Raw genomic sequence first — 16,024 nt, 5'->3', positions numbered from 1 at the left:
TTCCACTCAACTAACGTAATGTGATATGATTCTGAAATTCTTTCAAAAGTCGCTTTAGCATAGTCAGATATTTCATCATCAATTACTTGTCTACGATATTTCGTCACTAAAACAAGGTGGTAATAAATAAGAAATACTGAATGATTATTTGTATCTAATTCCATGTTACATCAACTCATTTCTTATATAGACTGATTATAACATAGAACAAATTAAAAAATTTTCTTTTAATGGTTTTTCCTTTAATTTTTTCAAATACTTCAAAACATGTTTTGAGGGTATGATCTCATAAGCCAATTTCTTTAGCCAGCTCCTCTTTAGTCATTGCTTTAGAGCTTGCAACCGTTTCTTCTCCAATGGTTCTAAGCGCAGAAGTTAATTGTGCTTTTCTACTTTTGAATTCTTTTAATATCTCTTGATTCTGATAGCCTTCAGAAAGGATATCAGATAAAATATCCTCACTAAAATCAAAGAACTCTTTTTTGGGTGTTACAAACTCATAAAAAATACCATTTTCTACAAGTTTCGCTTCAACCTCTACACCATTAGGAACATCAAATTCTCTAGGAACTGTTAACATAATAGAGTTTCCTTGTTTTCGTGTTTTTGTAATCATAAAAATCCTCCATTCCACAAAAATGTAATTACTCGGTAATTACATTTTACACTATTTTGATCGAAATAGAAAATAATAAAACTCCTTCAGAATGTTCCATGAAGGAGTTTTAAATATGGCTTATAACAGCGTTTGAATGTTGTTGAATAAACAATACGCTTAATCTTCTGCATTTAGGCTTGCCATTAAATCTTTCGTATCTTTTACTCTAGTAACATCCCCACGTTCGTAGTCCGATAGAGATTGCTCAAAACGATTAGAAGCGCTCAATTCAAATGGAATAGACCTCGTAGTAAGAACCCTCTTGACATATAATCGCATTCCAGTAGAAAGGTCTAGTCCCATCTCTTCGAAAATTTCTTTCAACCTTTCTTTTTCTTTATCTTCCAATCTAAAACTTATTGTTTCCATGTCCGTCACCTCGAATCTCTTGTAACATGATACAAATACAGTGTGAAACATGACATATTATCATTTTTACGAACCTTCCTCTCTAATACGAAGCCTCTCTCCACAAAAAATTTCGGCTCTGTCATTTACGGGATTCCAACAAGATCGATTTCGATGACTCAATTCTATCCGACGAAGGGACTCTTTCGAACCGATATCTTCACAATTACGTAAGCGCCGAATAGTAACGTATCTATCATTAAATAATAAAGATACCCGTTGAAAGTGTACCAACTCTGTAGTGACCTCAAAAAGTTAGATCAAAAACCGAACTTTTTAAGGTCGCTTTATTCCGACAGATATCTTTAAATTTCCACTCATCAATCCCGATTCATAATGAGCTATTTTTGTTCCTAAAATCATTCGACTTTTTAAGCAAAATCAATTCTTTCTTTCAGAGCTTCGGTTAGCGGACCATAATCCACCTTTGAAAAGTCGGTGACATCAATTTCATATAGTGTACCTAACTCAAAGTTGTCATATTGACGATCGGTAATAATTTGGCGGAATGCCTCTTTTGTAATATGATTCGTTGCGAGTTCGCGATTTTCTAACACATCGCCATAGTGATAACGAGTCATAATAAAGCTTAGATGACGGTCCATTGCACGATCTCGATGATAACGACGTTGCCAAAGTGTTTCAAAGTCTCCTACGAGTCGAATTGTAATCACCTCGTAGTCATATTTTTGGGCCATCTCTGAAAGCCGACCTTTTTGTTTGTCACTAAATGGATATTCCGAAACAATCAGTCGCTTTCCCGCATCCATATAGAGTGACAGCACTTGATAATAAAAGGGCCAAACCTTTGAATCTTCCAATTGTTTTTTTTCATTTAAATCATTAAAACCAACAGACTCGGCATAGTACTCTTTGGCTTCATCCGGCGTAATGACAAACATCTGTGGAAAAGTTTGTTTTAGCTGATTGATTAAATACGTTTTCCCTGTTCCTGGACTTCCTGCTAACAAAATCAAATGTTTTTTCATTGCTATTTTGGTGCCACTGGATTTTTTAGATTCATAAACAACCCAATTTTATGTTTAATAATTTGTTTGACTGCTTCATTTGCAGGAATGATGTTATGGCGTAAAGATTTATTGACTTCTGTTTCTCCAAAAGTTTCTTTTGCTGTTTTTGTCCAGTTTACGAGTAATTCTGTTCCAACATTAAATTTTCGAATGCCATTGTCGATCAATTCTGCATAGTCTTCTTCTTTCACGCCCGTTCCACCGTGAATGACTAATGGCACATCAACGACGGCATGAATTTCTTTTAACAAGGGTAAGTTGACTTCTGTTTTTGATTTAAATTGTCCATGATTCGTACCAATCGCGATAGCCAAGGCATCAATTCCGGTTTCTTTGACAAACTCCACTGCATCTTCTGGTCGTGTATAAACCTTATCATCCTCTGCTACATGAATGCCCTCTTCCGTTCCGCCAATCGTTCCTAGCTCACCTTCAACGGAAACACCACGTGCATGTGCATACTTAACAACTGCTTTTGTTTTTAAAATATTTTCTTTAAAAGGTAAATGCGAACCGTCATACATAACTGAAGTAAAACCACTATCAATGGCTTCTTTAATATCATCAAAATCTCTCGCATGATCTAAATGCAGTACCGCATCAACCATTTCCTCATCCGCAATAGCTTTCATGACGTTGACGAGGACTCGAAAACCAATATAACGGGCAGTGTCTACGCTTGTTTGGATAATAATCGGCGCACCCATTTCTTTCGCTGCCCGTAGCATATCCGGCAACATTTCTAGGTTATGTGTGTTAAAGGCACCCACCGTAAAATTCAGTTCTTCTGCTTGTTTTGTCACTTCTTTTAATGTTGTATACATGATTTTACCATCCATTCATTTCTCATTTTTATTGACCACTAATAACCATTTCTTTAGCAATTTGTCGCATCTCATCCATTTTCCCCATATAATAATCAATTCCCGCATCCTCTCCGTTACGAGCAGATTCGGCACGTTTGAGATTATAGAGCTGCATTAATTTTTTATATCCTGTACCAATTGATTTTTTTAAGGAAAGGCTTTGTTCTAATGAAATAATTGCAGCATCTATTTCACCTAATTCTGCTTGTTTTAGCCCTAATGATTCATAGGTACTTGCAAGTGGTTCTTCCACCATGATGGCTGCCTCTAAAACAGCAATCTCCTCTTTGAGCTTCAACCGTTCCTCTTGCGACAATTCTTCAACGACAGGTAAAACCTTTTTCTTTTCTTTTTTCTTAAAAAAATGAAACAATTTTCTTCACTCCTTACTCTTAGAACATTTTCAAGATAGGGCTTAAGATCCATGCGTATAAGAATGCTGCAACAACCGTATCGACATCTGTAGCCGTTGCATTGACAAAGCCCATTTGATTAAAGATACCGATTAATAACGCCGGTAAGAGAGTAATAAAGAAGCCATGCGCAATCCCACCGATAATCGCTCCTCTACGACCGCCGACTGCATTTCCAAAAATTCCTGCTGTTCCTCCTGCAAAGAAGTTCGTTAACATACCTGGCAAAATCATTGCAAAGCCAAATGTTGGTAAGACAAACATAGCAATGACCGTACCAATCGTTGTTGTAATGAAGCCTAAAATTACTGCATTCGGGCTATAAGGGAAAAACACCGGACAATCAAGCGCAGGTTTTGCATCAGGGACAAGCTTCATCGCAATTCCTCTAAACGCTGGTACAATTTCACCCAATAACAGACGAACCCCTGCTAATAAAACATACACTCCAACAACAAATTGGATTGCTTGTAAAAAAGCAAACATGACATAGTTTTGCCCACCTGAGAGCGGACCGGCAAAAGCTTCTCCGGCAAATAATGCCGTAATGATATAAAGTGGAACCATTACAACCATCACAGATAAATAGGTATCTTGTAAGAACTCAAACGCTGCGGGTAATTTAATCTCTTCAATTGATTTCTTGTTTTCACCACGTTCACCAAACAACCATGCCACTCCCGCTTCAAACATGTACCCAATTGTACAAAAGTGACCTAAGGCAATGTCGTCTGAACCAGTGACTTTCCGAATAATCGGTTGAGCAATTGCAGGCATCGCTACCGCAAAAACAGCCCCAACAAATCCACCAACTAAAATGAGTATCACGCCTCTTAAACCAGCGAAATAACCAAAAACCGTCGTCATCGTTGCCATCCATAAAATCGCTTGTCCTGTTAAGAAGATATACTTCCAACGCGTAAATCGAGCAATTAAAATATTAAAAATAAAAATCGCTAAGAAGGTTAAAGCAATGTCTCGACCTAAACCAAGATCATTCATCGCTTGTCCGTTGATTGACTCAATCGACGGAATCACTCCCTGCATATTGAAGCCTTCCGTAAAAATTTCACCAAAATAAATTAAACTACCAACAATAATACTTGAACCGGCACTTAAGACTTGGAACCCCAACAATGTTTTCAACGAACCTGAAATCACTTGCCCGACTGATTTCTTTTGTAACATCAGTCCTAACATGGCAATCAAAGCAATAGTAATCGATGCTTGTGTTAAAATGTTTTCAATAATAAAGTTGATAACGCCCATTTTATTCCCCTCTTTCCTTTTATCCTAAATTTAGATAACGCCTTTCCCCTGTAAAACTGGTGTGATTTTTTCTTCGATTTCCGCTTTTGAAACAATATTCTTTAAGTAGATAATCGCTGTTTGTGGGTCTAAATGAAACTTCTCAAATTGCGTACGGAAATTCTCAGCCGTAATGATTAAGTCCGCTCGCATCGAAGCCGCTGACGAGATATCCACATGATCTAACTTCGCAGACACCCCTAATTTATTTAACACATCCTCTGCCGACATCTGGGCCGCAAAGCTACTTCCCAATCCTGCACCACACACAAATAAAATCGTTAATTTTTTCATTTTATAGCCTCCTCATTTTTCTTTTCTTATTTAAACAAGATTGTTTTAAACGCTTCCACATTCGGACTTGCAATTAAACGTGTCAATTTCTCTTCATCATGAATCAATTCAACAAGTTCCTTCATAATATTTAAATGCGCGTACGAGTCCGTCGCTGCTAGACAAAAAATAATTTTCACGGGATCAAGTTCCTCGTTACCAAAGTTGACGGGTTGTTCCATCGTTGCCACACTAATTCCTAATTTATTTACACCATCTTCTGGCCTGGCATGAGCCAAAGCGAGATGTTTTCCAATCACAATATAAGGACCGAATTCATTGACGGCACCAATCATCGCATCGACATATTTCTCTTCAATCGCCTCCTCCTTCAACAATGGTAATGCGACCGATTCAATCGCTTCTTTCCAATCACTTGCGTTTTTGTTAATCAAAATATGATTATCAAATAATAAGTCTTTTAACATCGGCTGAATCTCCCTTTTATTTATCGTTAATTGATGTGCTTCAAAACTTTCTTCTAATTCTTGATAGATGGCACGACTAACCTTTCCACCACTTTTGTCAATCATTTGTAAAACATCGTTAAAAAGACTCGTTTGATCCTTCTTTTTAATTTCCAATCGTTGGTACTGACTGTTTGTATCTAAGAAGTGGCGAATCATTCCTTGATTTTCCTTATTGATAATCGGGCTCGTCACTAGTGTTGGCTTGGCGTGCATCACCAAACTATAAGTTGAAAAAACTAAATCCACATCTAGACGATCGATCACTTCAAGGTCTTTTGAACTTAAAACAGCGACAATTTGAATTTCTGGATATTTTTCTTTCAAATTTTCAGCCAATAGATTTCCAGTCGCAAAACCATGATTACAAATCACGACACACTTATAAATCAACTGAATGTCTTGCTTTAACGAGCTCGCAATCGTTGAGAAATGAATGACGAGAAAAGCCACCTCATCTTCTGAGATTTTCTTTCCAACGACTTCTTCAATCACTGGAATGTATTGACAAACCGCTTGATAAATCGCTCCGTAATTCTTCTTAATATTTGTCATTAAGGGATTTGTGATTTGAATGTTGTTCTTCAAGCGATTGATCAAACCAGCTAAATGCTTGTAGAGTGCCTCGTAAAGCGTCCATTCCTTTTGACTGAAAGGAATTTTTGTTTCTGCTTCTACAAATTGAACTAATTGAATGGAAAGAAGTTGTGCTTGAACCCACTCCAGTGAATTGTTAATATCCTTGCCATTAAATGTTTCAATTGTCGAAGCAATATAATCACGTTCGGCAATCGATGGTTGTAACTGAAAAGCTTCTGCGATCCTATCAATAAAATGACCAAGCATTTGATCCTCAGTTTCTTGTTGCGTTATATTCGAAAATAAAAGGCTTTCATTTAATTGAAGGCGATGAATCCAAATGAGTGTGAATAAAACAATTTGATTCTTATAGAAGTTATCATCAAAATGCCTCAATTTTTGTTGATAAATGGCGTCGACACTTTCAAACTCTTGCTTCGGGAGGTAACGATATAAAATCTTTTTCGAAATCGAAAGTTGCTCATCTCTTCCCTCACTACCATCAATCACTCCCACTTGTCGATTAATCCAGTCATAAAGCATCGTTCGAATCGAACGTTCCAACCCTTTCAATACAAGCCCTTGTTTACGAATGCTAATCAGTTCAATGCCATACTCTTGAACCTCCGCCCGTAAGCGTCGCATGTCCTCATCCATGGTACTTTTTGAAATTAGATAGACTTCTTCTTGTTGATAAAGGTAGATTGGCTTGCCCGAAAAGGCCAAGGCTAATAACAGATCAAAACTCCTCTCTTCACGGGTTAAATAAGTCATTTCTAACTGTTTTAACGCTTCAATTAAATTCGTTCGTTCTTCATCTGAAAGGTCCAAGACGATTCCTTTTTGATGAACCGTTACGATTTCAGATAGCCCTTTGTGTAATAGAAACTCATTGGCTTCAACAATATCGTTATTAATCGTTCGAGGACTCACGTCAAACGTACTGGCTAACTGTTTGATTGAAATTGGATAACGCCTTGAGACAAGTTTTCTTAATAATTCGATTGTTCGAGTTTTCATGTTTCTGTCCCTCACTTCTGACCTTAGTATATGATTCCGCTTCCTTTTATGAAAGTACCGTTTGTTGCACAATCTTCACGCAATAAAGTAAGCGCTTCATAAATGTATATAAAAATAGATAAAATGCCTAACTCTATCATAAGAATTAGACATTTTATCTATTTTATAACTTTTCGATCAACGCTTTCAAGTAGTCTTTCAACTCTTCTTTAATTTCAGGATGCGTCAACCCATATTCGATGTTGGCTTCCAACATCCCCATCTTATTCCCCACGTCGTAACGCTTGCCTTTAAACTCATGCGCGAAGACGCGTTGGGTTTTGTTTAAGGTATCAATCGCATCGGTTAGTTGAATCTCGCCACCTAGACCGGGTTCTTGATTAGCTAAAATCTCAAAGATTTCCGGTTTTAACAAGTAACGACCGATGATGGCTAAGTTACTTGGCGCATCGGCAGGTTTTGGTTTTTCAACGAAGTGATTCACATCGTATAAACCTTCCGCCACCTCTTCATTTGGCGCAATCACGCCATACTTATCCGTCTCTTCATGCGGGATTTCCATGACAGCAAGTGCCGAAGCCTTGGTTTGATCGTAAGTATCGATCAGTTGCTTGGTTAAAGGCACTTCATCTTCCATAATATCATCGCCTAGCATAACAACGAACGGCTCATTTCCGACAAAAGCTTTCGCTTGCAAGACCGCATGCCCTAGCCCTAAAGGTCGTTTTTGACGAATAAAGTGAATGTTAATGCCTGTCGTTTCTTCAACTAAGGCCAACAACTCATCCTTGCCTTTAGACGAAAGGTTTTGCTCAAGCTCCAAATTCGCATCAAAGTGATCCTCAATCGGACGTTTCGCCTTGCCTGTTACGATAATAATGTCTTCAATCCCCGACTCAATCGCTTCTTCTACGATAAATTGAATCGTTGGTTTATCAATAATCGGCAACATTTCCTTTGCGATTGCCTTGGTTGCAGGTAAAAATCTTGTCCCCAGACCTGCTGCTGGGATGACTGCTTTACGTACTTTGGTCAATGAAATGAACTCCATTCTAAATTAATTTTCTCCGAATACATCGCGCGTATAAACTTTCTCTTGAACATCAAACAACTCTTTTTCAAAACGATTGGAAATAATTACATCTGAAATTGCTTTAAATTCTTCAAAATCAGTCATTACTCTAGAATTGTAAAAATCAGGTTCTTTTAAAGAAGGTTCAAATACAACGACTTCAATTCCTTTTGCTTTAATCCTTTTCATGATTCCTTGAATTGCAGATTGTCGGAAGTTATCCGAATCAGCCTTCATCGTTAGGCGATAAACACCGACTACCTTAGGCGATCTCTTTAAAATCATATCTGAAATATGGTCTTTTCTTGTACGGTTCGCATCAACAATTGCAGACATGATATTTTGAGGAACATCTGCATAATTCGCCAACAATTGTTTGGTATCTTTTGGCAAACAATATCCTCCATACCCAAAGGAAGGATTATTATAATGATTACCAATCCTTGGATCTAAACCAATTCCTTCGATAATTTGTTTGCTATCCAGTCCTCTGATTTCAGCATAGGAGTCCAATTCGTTAAAGTAAGCCACACGCATCGCAAGGTAAGTATTAGCAAACAATTTAATTGCTTCAGCTTCCGTTGAATCAGTATAAAGAATTTCAATTTCTTCCTTCTCAGCACCTTCAGCTAAGAGATTGGCAAAAACTTCCGCCCTTTTTGATTGTTCACCAACAACGATCCGTGAAGGATATAAATTATCATATAAAGCTTTTCCTTCTCGTAGGAACTCTGGAGAAAAGATAATATTATCTGTATCAAACATCTCTTTTATCTTCTCGGTGTACCCTACTGGTACGGTTGATTTAATAACCATCGTTGCCTCTGGATTAATCGATAAGACATTTGCAATGACTGCTTCAACTGTACGAGTATTAAAATAATTTAATTCAGAATCATAATTCGTTGGTGTTGAGATAATCACGTATTCAGCATCTTTAAATGCTTTATAGTTATCCGTTGTCGCAACTAAATTTAATTCCTTTTCCAAAAAATATTCTTCAATCTTCTCATCTTGAATAGGCGACTGACGATTATTTATCATATCTACTTTTTCTTGGATAATATCCAAGGCAGTAACTTCATTGTTCTGAGCCAACAGAACCGCATTAGAAAGACCTACATATCCTGTACCGGCGACTGTGATTTTCATGTTTGCACTTCCCTACTTTTTCTTATAATACTCTACATACCAATCAGTAAATCTTTGCAACCCTTCTTCGATTGATGTCTCTGGTTTGAATCCTATCATTTCTTGTAATTTGTCCGTTGAGGCATATGTTGCTGGTACGTCCCCTGCTTTAAGTGGTTCAAATTTTTTCTTAAACTCAACTTTTCTTCCAAGTGATTTACTTAGGCAGTGTTCTAATGTAGTAATAAATGTCATCAATTTTTCCGGATTATTATTACCTATATTAAAGACTTTATGTGGGACTGACTCGATTCCTTTTTCCAAACTAGATGGCGGGCATTCTATTAATCTTGCTATCCCCTCTACAATATCATCAATATACGTAAAATCACGATACAAATCATTTTCAAAATCACCATTATTAAAGATCTGTATCGTTTCATCTTTAAAATATTTTTCTGTAAAACCAAAATAAGCCATATCCGGTCTACCCATTGGACCATAGACTGTAAAGAAACGTAGACCCGTTGCAGGGATTCCGTACAAATGACTATATGTATGAGCCATTAATTCATTTGATTTCTTAGTAGCTGCATATAAAGAAACTGGATGATCGACAAAATCACTTTCTTCAAAAGGAACTTTTTTATTTGATCCATATACTGAACTTGAAGACGCATAAATCAGATGTTTTACTGGGTATCGTCTACAAGCTTCAAGAATGTTAAAGAAGCCTGTAATATTGCTCTCTATATAGACATCTGGATTTTCTATAGAGTAACGTACTCCTGCTTGTGCAGCTAGGTTAACTACTAATTCAGGATGATATTCATCAAAAACATTCATCATTTCATTTTTATTCGATATATCTGCTTTAATAAATATAAAGTTATTATTTTTTTTATTGATTCTTAATCTAGATTTTTTAAGGTTTACATCATAATATTCATTTAGATTATCTATCCCAACCACTGTGTATCCTTTGTTTAAAAGCCTTTCTGTTAGGAATGATCCTATGAAACCTGCTGCTCCTGTAATAAGACATATGCGTTCTTTATTAGTGTCTTCCAATGTCTTCCCTCACTTTAAATATTTTCAATATATTATCATTGTATTGTTTTTATCAAATTTAAATTTAAAAAAATTATGTCCTTAAAGCCACTTACTTAACTTTTTTTATAATAGTTTTATACTTATACACAAAGAAAATCATCATAAGAATTTCTACAATAAAAACTATATAGATCGGTGCCTTTAAACTAATTATTGCAACCAATACAAATATTATTATTCTTATAACTGAAGGTGTCCAATCTACTCGAATATCTGTAAACCTCCTCACCAAAACATATCTAGACGTCAACATTAATAATGCTCCGATGACTTGCCCCGATACAACCGCTGACACACCCATTACTCCTATTAAACTAGTAGAGATAACTACTGTTGCTACGGCTCCTAACATTGTTGTGGTAAATTGATATTTAGTCTTGTCAATTGCTTGAAAGACTGACCCGACATGTGACGCCATAATATTAAATAGCGAGTACAGAATTAACCATGGCGCTAATTTAAATGAATGATAATATTCTGTATCAGCAATAAACTTATAAAAAATAGATATTGCAGGTATAGATAATATCGCAAGTGTCTGGAATATAACAAATAAGTTTTCAAGAGTTTTATTAAACGATTCTTGAATTTTTTTATTTTTTACAGACAAGATTGCTTCTTCAATAATAGCCATAGTTACAACAGAACCTAACATCGTAATAATTAGTGAGAATTTATTGGCAAATGAATATAACCCATTTGCTTTTACTCCAAGATTAACTGTAACAATACTTCGAGCAAAGCCTGACATAAACCACGCAGAAACTAAATTTAATACTAATGGTGATGAGAAGACCAACATCTCTGTTAATAACTTAATATCAAAATTACTGAATTTTGTTCTTTTAAGAATTCTTAATTTGCTTTCAATAATTAAAAATATTGATATTTGCCCTAATATATATGATATAAACAAGCCAGTTAAAGATGTTTTTAAAAAAACTATAAGAATTATAGTAAATATGAAATTTATAATTGTTGATGAAACACCTGAAATAACATATAATTTATTCGATAAAGATCGAGCATAATATTGCCATACAGTAACAATACTATTTATGACCATCATAAATACTACTAGTGCTAAGTGTGGCATCTCTTTGTTAGATACGATTGAAAAAATTGATGCTCCAAACACAAATAACACTAACATAAATAATGTAAATATAGTTGATGTAGATATTATCCGTTCTTTTTTTCCCTTTTTCTCTTCTAGTAATACAAATTTTAAAATAGCTTCCCATATGGCTAATAGAATTATTGGATTTAATATATTCATTATTGTTTGTGTAAAATCATAATAACCAAAATCTTCAGTCGTTACATAGAATGCATAAATTGGTATTAATAATGCGGACATTATCTTAGATGATAAATTCCCTATAAAATATATTCCCGTTGTCTTCATCAATCGTTTATTCATAGATTCTCTCACCCCTTTATAGTCATATATATTTTTGAATAACCAAATAGATAGAAAGTTTATTTATATTTTTCAATCTATTCTTGTTCTTAATTCATGCACCTCGACTAGCTTCTACATAGAATATTCTAGAATAATCAGGATACTTTATTAAAATAATAGACATTGCATTTATATATTTTTTCCTAACTACTATACTAAAATAATTGCCCATTATCCTAATAAAAAATTTGAATTCTACCTAGTTCGATATTTTTCTTTATCAATATCTTCTAAAATAAATCTCTTCTTTTCATGACTATTTAATCCCTTTGTATTCACTATATAACTGAGACTCGACTCAATATATGAATCTAATGATTTAATTACTCGTGCTGGAACTCCTCCTATAACCACATTTCCACTAAAACTTTTTGTAACAACACTTCCTGCTGCGATTGTTGTATTATCTCCTATACTAACTCCAGGGAGAATTATCGAATCTACCCCCACAAAAACATTATTCCCGATTTTAATTTTACCAACGATATTAGCATTTTCGTACTTTGAATCTATTCCTCTTAGCACCCACATTCCTCCATCATGTGTTATCAACTTCACACCTTCTGCTAGGGTTACATGATTACCAATTTCAATTAAGTAAGGTTCTGATGAAAATTTAGTAGAATAAAATCTACATTGTTTTCCAACCTTCGCTCCTTTATTTTTTACAATTTCAACAGCATATGTTTGGGCATACCGTTCACTACTTATAATAAAAGACATTAACTTATAATATATTAATCTCAAAAAAAACTTCAAAATTGTGCCTCCTAGTTTATTAAACTTAAAAAAACTTGTTCGTACTGAGATGTAATTTTTTGTACATCATACTTTTCCTTTCTAATAGCGCCTAATTCTATATATTTATTTAATAACTCTTGATTTTCCAGAAGAAGTATCAGCTTCTCAGCTAGTATATTGTGGTTAGAAACAGGAATAAGAACTCCATATTTATTGTCTTCTAGAATTTCTGCGGGGCCTGATTTACAATCAGTTGCAATTACAGGCGTTCCGCTAGCCATCGCCTCAACAATTACATGACCAAAACCTTCCCATTTAGAACTCAAAACGAATACATCAGAATCATGTATATACTTATATGGATTATTTTTAAATCCTAGAAATAATACCTTATCCTCGATTCCTAGGTTTTTACACAATAATTTTAATTTTGGCTCTTCTGGGCCTTTTCCTAAAATTAATAATTTCGAAGAAGTAATTTCGGTTACTTTGGCAAAAGCTTTAATTAATGTATCAAAATCTTTTTGCTCTGCTAATCTTCCTATCCCAATAATAATCTTCTCTGTTCCAAACCGATAAGTTTCTTCTATTTTTTCTTTTTTCAATTTATCAATATGGCTTAAATTTATAGGGTTATAAATCACATCAATTTTTTTTTGTTTAATTTTAAAATTTTCTATCAAATCATTCTGTACACCTTTAGATAACGCTATAATTTTAGTAGAAAAAAAGTTGTATAGAAAATAAGTAGTTAATTTGTTAATCCTAGATACACTGCCTGCTTCTGTTCGATTATTGGTTTCTCTTATTATTAGTGGTATTTTTTTAAAGGTTAAAATCTTTGATAAAATAAGAATTATGTTGTTATTATTTAGAGTACTAAATAATAAATCCGGTACTTCTTCAAGAATTACTTTTTTTAATCCTATCACTGTTTCTCTTCTTTTATTTTTTTTCAAGTTAATAATTTTTATATCTTTATTTACTAAGTGAAGATAATCGTTATTTTTTTCGGTACCCAAAACCAATATTATGGAGAAAGAGTTTCGATCCATATGATTAATTATATTAACGATTGTTCTTTCTGCTCCACCGCCAGATAGATTATACATATAAAATAAAATTTTTTTCTTGTTTTTCATATCATTTCTCCTGTTTTTCTAACACGATACTCTCTTCAATATATTGTATTTATAACACAACAAAAAATATGAAGTAATAAATAGATTAAAATAATGGTATCCCATAAAGCTAGTACTCTTATAATTCATTAAAAATAAGATAATGAATAGCACTAACAAATTTCCAATATACAATATCTCTTTCATATTACTTTCTTTTAACAAATCAAAAAAAAGAGTTAGATAAAATATCATCAATATTAATAATCCTACTATTCCAATTCCTATTAATAAGGTAAAGTAACCATTATCAGTTCGAATTGATTCTACTCCTCTCCAGTTAGTCTCTCCATTTCCCAATAAATTGTAAAACAAAGACTCTTTGTTAAAATATCTCGATACCTCAGCAATACCATCATTTGTTAGTATATTCATTGTTTTTGATTCACTTATATTTGTAATTTCTCTAATTTGCCAATTAATTGTATTAAAAAAGTTTGGTAGATTCTGTATTAAAAATCTAATTGATATATTCACCGTTACTCCGAGTATTACAATCGAGCTTATTATCGACCCTAGTTTTCTTATACTAAAATCTTCCAACGATACTTTGCTTAATAAGTATATGATGATTATCACTGCAATTAGTATCACTGCAGTCCTGGACTGTATCACTGAGAACAAAAATAATAATATGGTAAGAATCAATTTTATTTTTTTATTATTTAAGTAAAATAAAGTATAGTACGTTAAATATACTGTAATAAGACCAGCTTTTAGGGGACCATCCGCTATCCCATTCATTCTATAATCCATTCTATTTGTGATACCGAAATAATAGTGAATATTAAAAAGCAATCGTTCTATTATTTTTACATCAAGCATTTGCAAAATAATAATAATATTATTTAACCATAAACCAAAATATAGAGTTCTAAATATTTTATCTATACAAATTTTTTTAAACAGTGTCGCTGTCACCAAAACAAAGAGACTATTTCTAATTAATTGATATGTATAGTAAAATGTTAAGTTTAACAGTCCATTAACACCTATTAATAATGTAAAGACTAAGAAAAAGGATAGATATTTTTTGTTAATTCTAATATGAGTATTTACAGTTTTTTCCGAATACATAATCAAAATTAACAATAAATTAATCAATGCATCTATAGGTAGGTTGAAAATTGTTGGGAAATAAAAATTAATAAATATATATATATATATAATAAAATAATTAATCATATTTTATTCACTTGCCTGTATTTTAATAGAATAAATTCTACCAAATATATTGATTGGTATGGTAATAATAATTTACATGAAATTAATACTTTTTCTCTTAAACTTAATTTGTTAAATGTTGAAAAGACTAGTAATTTATGTCTATTTGAAATATATATACTTGCAAGTCTATAATCATTAGATTTCTTTCTTTTCACTCTCACACTGTTCGGATTTATCCGATAATATAATAATGGTTCTTTTATATAATGGAAAATATATTTATCTTCTACTAATCTACCCCATAATTCTTTATCTTGCCCAGTTATGTAATTTTCATTATACTTATTTTTTATCATTATATCTTTTTTCATCATAACAGTCGGATGCGGTATGTAATTATGAATTTCAATTATTTTTAATATTTTTTTTAGTTTTTTTGGTCTCCACCCTTCACATAATTCTTTTCCTTCATGATCGATTAACATAGTGCCAGAAAATACGATATCTACATCTTCCTTTTTAAGGATATCAACTTGTTTTTTTAACCGATCAAGAAAACAAATATCGTCACCATCCATACGAGCAATCAGTTCTCCTTGAGCTATATCTATCATATTATTTAAATTTTTTGTCAAACCTAGATTTTTATGATTAAAAAATAACTTTATTCGCTTATCTTTTCTTTTATACTTTTCCAATATATATCTGCTACGGTCTGAAGATGCATCATCTGTTATTAAAAACTCAAAATTAGAATATGATTGGTTTAACACACTTTTTATAGCATCTTCTAGATACAATTCATTGTTAAATACTGACATAATGATAGTTACCTTTATATCTTCTTCATAATTTTTTCTCGACATATTCATCCTCCTTATGTATCTACTAGTTTTCACTTTCTTTTATTGAATCACTATGACAAAAAATTTAAAGCTCTATTCATCTAAAGAATTTTATTCTTACTATCTACATCGCAATATATATATAGACACTTCGGTATATATTTTTTTATAAATTTTGATTTATATAAAAAAAAGAAAGAACCAGTTTGAAACTATATTAACTTTT

16 protein-coding genes and 1 pseudogene are annotated in these 16,024 nt (G+C 33.2%); all 17 read right to left on the bottom strand.

The window, feature by feature from the left end; genetic code table 11:
• On the bottom strand, positions 1–164 hold a 164-nt coding region (locus ACYSNO_RS09885), incomplete at its 3' end, for a transposase (RefSeq protein ID WP_461730921.1).
• Positions 165–213: 49 nt separating this feature from the next.
• Positions 214–297: pseudogene (locus tag ACYSNO_RS09880) on the bottom strand (type II toxin-antitoxin system RelE/ParE family toxin); the annotation flags it as partial.
• Positions 287–616: an AbrB/MazE/SpoVT family DNA-binding domain-containing protein gene (locus tag ACYSNO_RS09875; RefSeq protein ID WP_461730919.1), complete on the bottom strand. Its 330-nt coding sequence runs from the start codon at positions 614–616 to the stop codon at positions 287–289. The pseudogene ACYSNO_RS09880 and the gene ACYSNO_RS09875, both read right to left, overlap by 11 nt.
• Positions 617–775: 159 nt before the next feature.
• A complete protein-coding gene (locus ACYSNO_RS09870; protein WP_461730918.1) occupies positions 776–1,027 on the bottom strand; it encodes a type II toxin-antitoxin system RelB/DinJ family antitoxin in 252 nt (83 codons plus the stop codon).
• Between the two features lie 410 nt (positions 1,028–1,437).
• Positions 1,438–2,055 (bottom strand): AAA family ATPase, encoded by a 618-nt coding sequence (locus ACYSNO_RS09865; RefSeq protein ID WP_461730917.1) that lies wholly within the window; start codon positions 2,053–2,055, stop codon positions 1,438–1,440.
• A gap of 2 nt (positions 2,056–2,057) precedes the next feature.
• Complete coding sequence (locus ACYSNO_RS09860) at positions 2,058–2,921, bottom strand: class II fructose-bisphosphate aldolase (RefSeq protein WP_461730916.1); 864 nt, start codon at positions 2,919–2,921, stop codon at positions 2,058–2,060.
• 28 nt (positions 2,922–2,949) lie between these two features.
• The gene (locus tag ACYSNO_RS09855) at positions 2,950–3,336 is read right to left on the bottom strand and encodes a tetratricopeptide repeat protein (RefSeq protein WP_461730915.1); all 387 of its coding nucleotides are present in this window, start codon (positions 3,334–3,336) and stop codon (positions 2,950–2,952) included.
• 19 nt (positions 3,337–3,355) lie between these two features.
• On the bottom strand, positions 3,356–4,645 hold the full coding sequence (locus ACYSNO_RS09850; protein ID WP_461730914.1) for a PTS sugar transporter subunit IIC: 1,290 nt from the start codon (positions 4,643–4,645) through the stop codon (positions 3,356–3,358).
• A 30-nt stretch (positions 4,646–4,675) separates the two neighbouring features.
• Complete coding sequence (locus ACYSNO_RS09845) at positions 4,676–4,978, bottom strand: PTS sugar transporter subunit IIB (protein ID WP_461730913.1); 303 nt, start codon at positions 4,976–4,978, stop codon at positions 4,676–4,678.
• 26 nt (positions 4,979–5,004) lie between these two features.
• On the bottom strand, positions 5,005–7,083 hold the full coding sequence (locus ACYSNO_RS09840) for a BglG family transcription antiterminator (RefSeq protein WP_461730912.1): 2,079 nt from the start codon (positions 7,081–7,083) through the stop codon (positions 5,005–5,007).
• A gap of 163 nt (positions 7,084–7,246) precedes the next feature.
• A complete protein-coding gene (gene galU, locus ACYSNO_RS09835) occupies positions 7,247–8,119 on the bottom strand; it encodes a UTP--glucose-1-phosphate uridylyltransferase GalU (protein ID WP_461730911.1) in 873 nt (290 codons plus the stop codon).
• A 21-nt stretch (positions 8,120–8,140) separates the two neighbouring features.
• Positions 8,141–9,307, bottom strand: a complete 1,167-nt coding sequence (locus ACYSNO_RS09830) for a nucleotide sugar dehydrogenase (protein WP_461730910.1) — start codon at positions 9,305–9,307, stop codon at positions 8,141–8,143.
• Positions 9,308–9,319: 12 nt separating this feature from the next.
• Positions 9,320–10,357, bottom strand: a complete 1,038-nt coding sequence (locus ACYSNO_RS09825; RefSeq protein WP_461730909.1) for an SDR family NAD(P)-dependent oxidoreductase — start codon at positions 10,355–10,357, stop codon at positions 9,320–9,322.
• A 91-nt stretch (positions 10,358–10,448) separates the two neighbouring features.
• Positions 10,449–11,822: a lipopolysaccharide biosynthesis protein gene (locus ACYSNO_RS09820; RefSeq protein ID WP_461730908.1), complete on the bottom strand. Its 1,374-nt coding sequence runs from the start codon at positions 11,820–11,822 to the stop codon at positions 10,449–10,451.
• 237 nt (positions 11,823–12,059) lie between these two features.
• Positions 12,060–12,623, bottom strand: coding sequence for an acyltransferase (locus tag ACYSNO_RS09815; RefSeq protein WP_461730907.1), 564 nt, complete (start codon positions 12,621–12,623; stop codon positions 12,060–12,062).
• 11 nt (positions 12,624–12,634) lie between these two features.
• Entirely contained in the window at positions 12,635–13,747 is a 1,113-nt protein-coding gene (locus ACYSNO_RS09810; RefSeq protein WP_461730906.1) for a glycosyltransferase, read from the bottom strand.
• A 1,220-nt stretch (positions 13,748–14,967) separates the two neighbouring features.
• Positions 14,968–15,819 (bottom strand): glycosyltransferase family 2 protein, encoded by an 852-nt coding sequence (locus ACYSNO_RS09805; protein WP_461730905.1) that lies wholly within the window; start codon positions 15,817–15,819, stop codon positions 14,968–14,970.
• Positions 15,820–16,024 lie beyond the last annotated feature (205 nt).

The organism is Enterococcus sp. LJL98, from assembly GCF_054871745.1.
This window is presented reverse-complemented; position numbering and strand designations above follow the sequence as displayed.

Coding starts and splice junctions, on each gene's coding strand:
- ACYSNO_RS09875 (WP_461730919.1), bottom strand. CDS start 616: ATGATTACAAAAACACGAAAACAAGGAAACTCTATTATGTTAACAGTT.
- ACYSNO_RS09870 (WP_461730918.1), bottom strand. CDS start 1,027: ATGGAAACAATAAGTTTTAGATTGGAAGATAAAGAAAAAGAAAGGTTG.
- ACYSNO_RS09865 (WP_461730917.1), bottom strand. CDS start 2,055: ATGAAAAAACATTTGATTTTGTTAGCAGGAAGTCCAGGAACAGGGAAA.
- ACYSNO_RS09860 (WP_461730916.1), bottom strand. CDS start 2,921: ATGTATACAACATTAAAAGAAGTGACAAAACAAGCAGAAGAACTGAAT.
- ACYSNO_RS09850 (WP_461730914.1), bottom strand. CDS start 4,645: ATGGGCGTTATCAACTTTATTATTGAAAACATTTTAACACAAGCATCG.
- ACYSNO_RS09845 (WP_461730913.1), bottom strand. CDS start 4,978: ATGAAAAAATTAACGATTTTATTTGTGTGTGGTGCAGGATTGGGAAGT.
- ACYSNO_RS09840 (WP_461730912.1), bottom strand. CDS start 7,083: ATGAAAACTCGAACAATCGAATTATTAAGAAAACTTGTCTCAAGGCGT.
- ACYSNO_RS09830 (WP_461730910.1), bottom strand. CDS start 9,307: ATGAAAATCACAGTCGCCGGTACAGGATATGTAGGTCTTTCTAATGCG.
- ACYSNO_RS09820 (WP_461730908.1), bottom strand. CDS start 11,822: ATGAATAAACGATTGATGAAGACAACGGGAATATATTTTATAGGGAAT.
- ACYSNO_RS09810 (WP_461730906.1), bottom strand. CDS start 13,747: ATGAAAAACAAGAAAAAAATTTTATTTTATATGTATAATCTATCTGGC.
- ACYSNO_RS09805 (WP_461730905.1), bottom strand. CDS start 15,819: ATGTCGAGAAAAAATTATGAAGAAGATATAAAGGTAACTATCATTATG.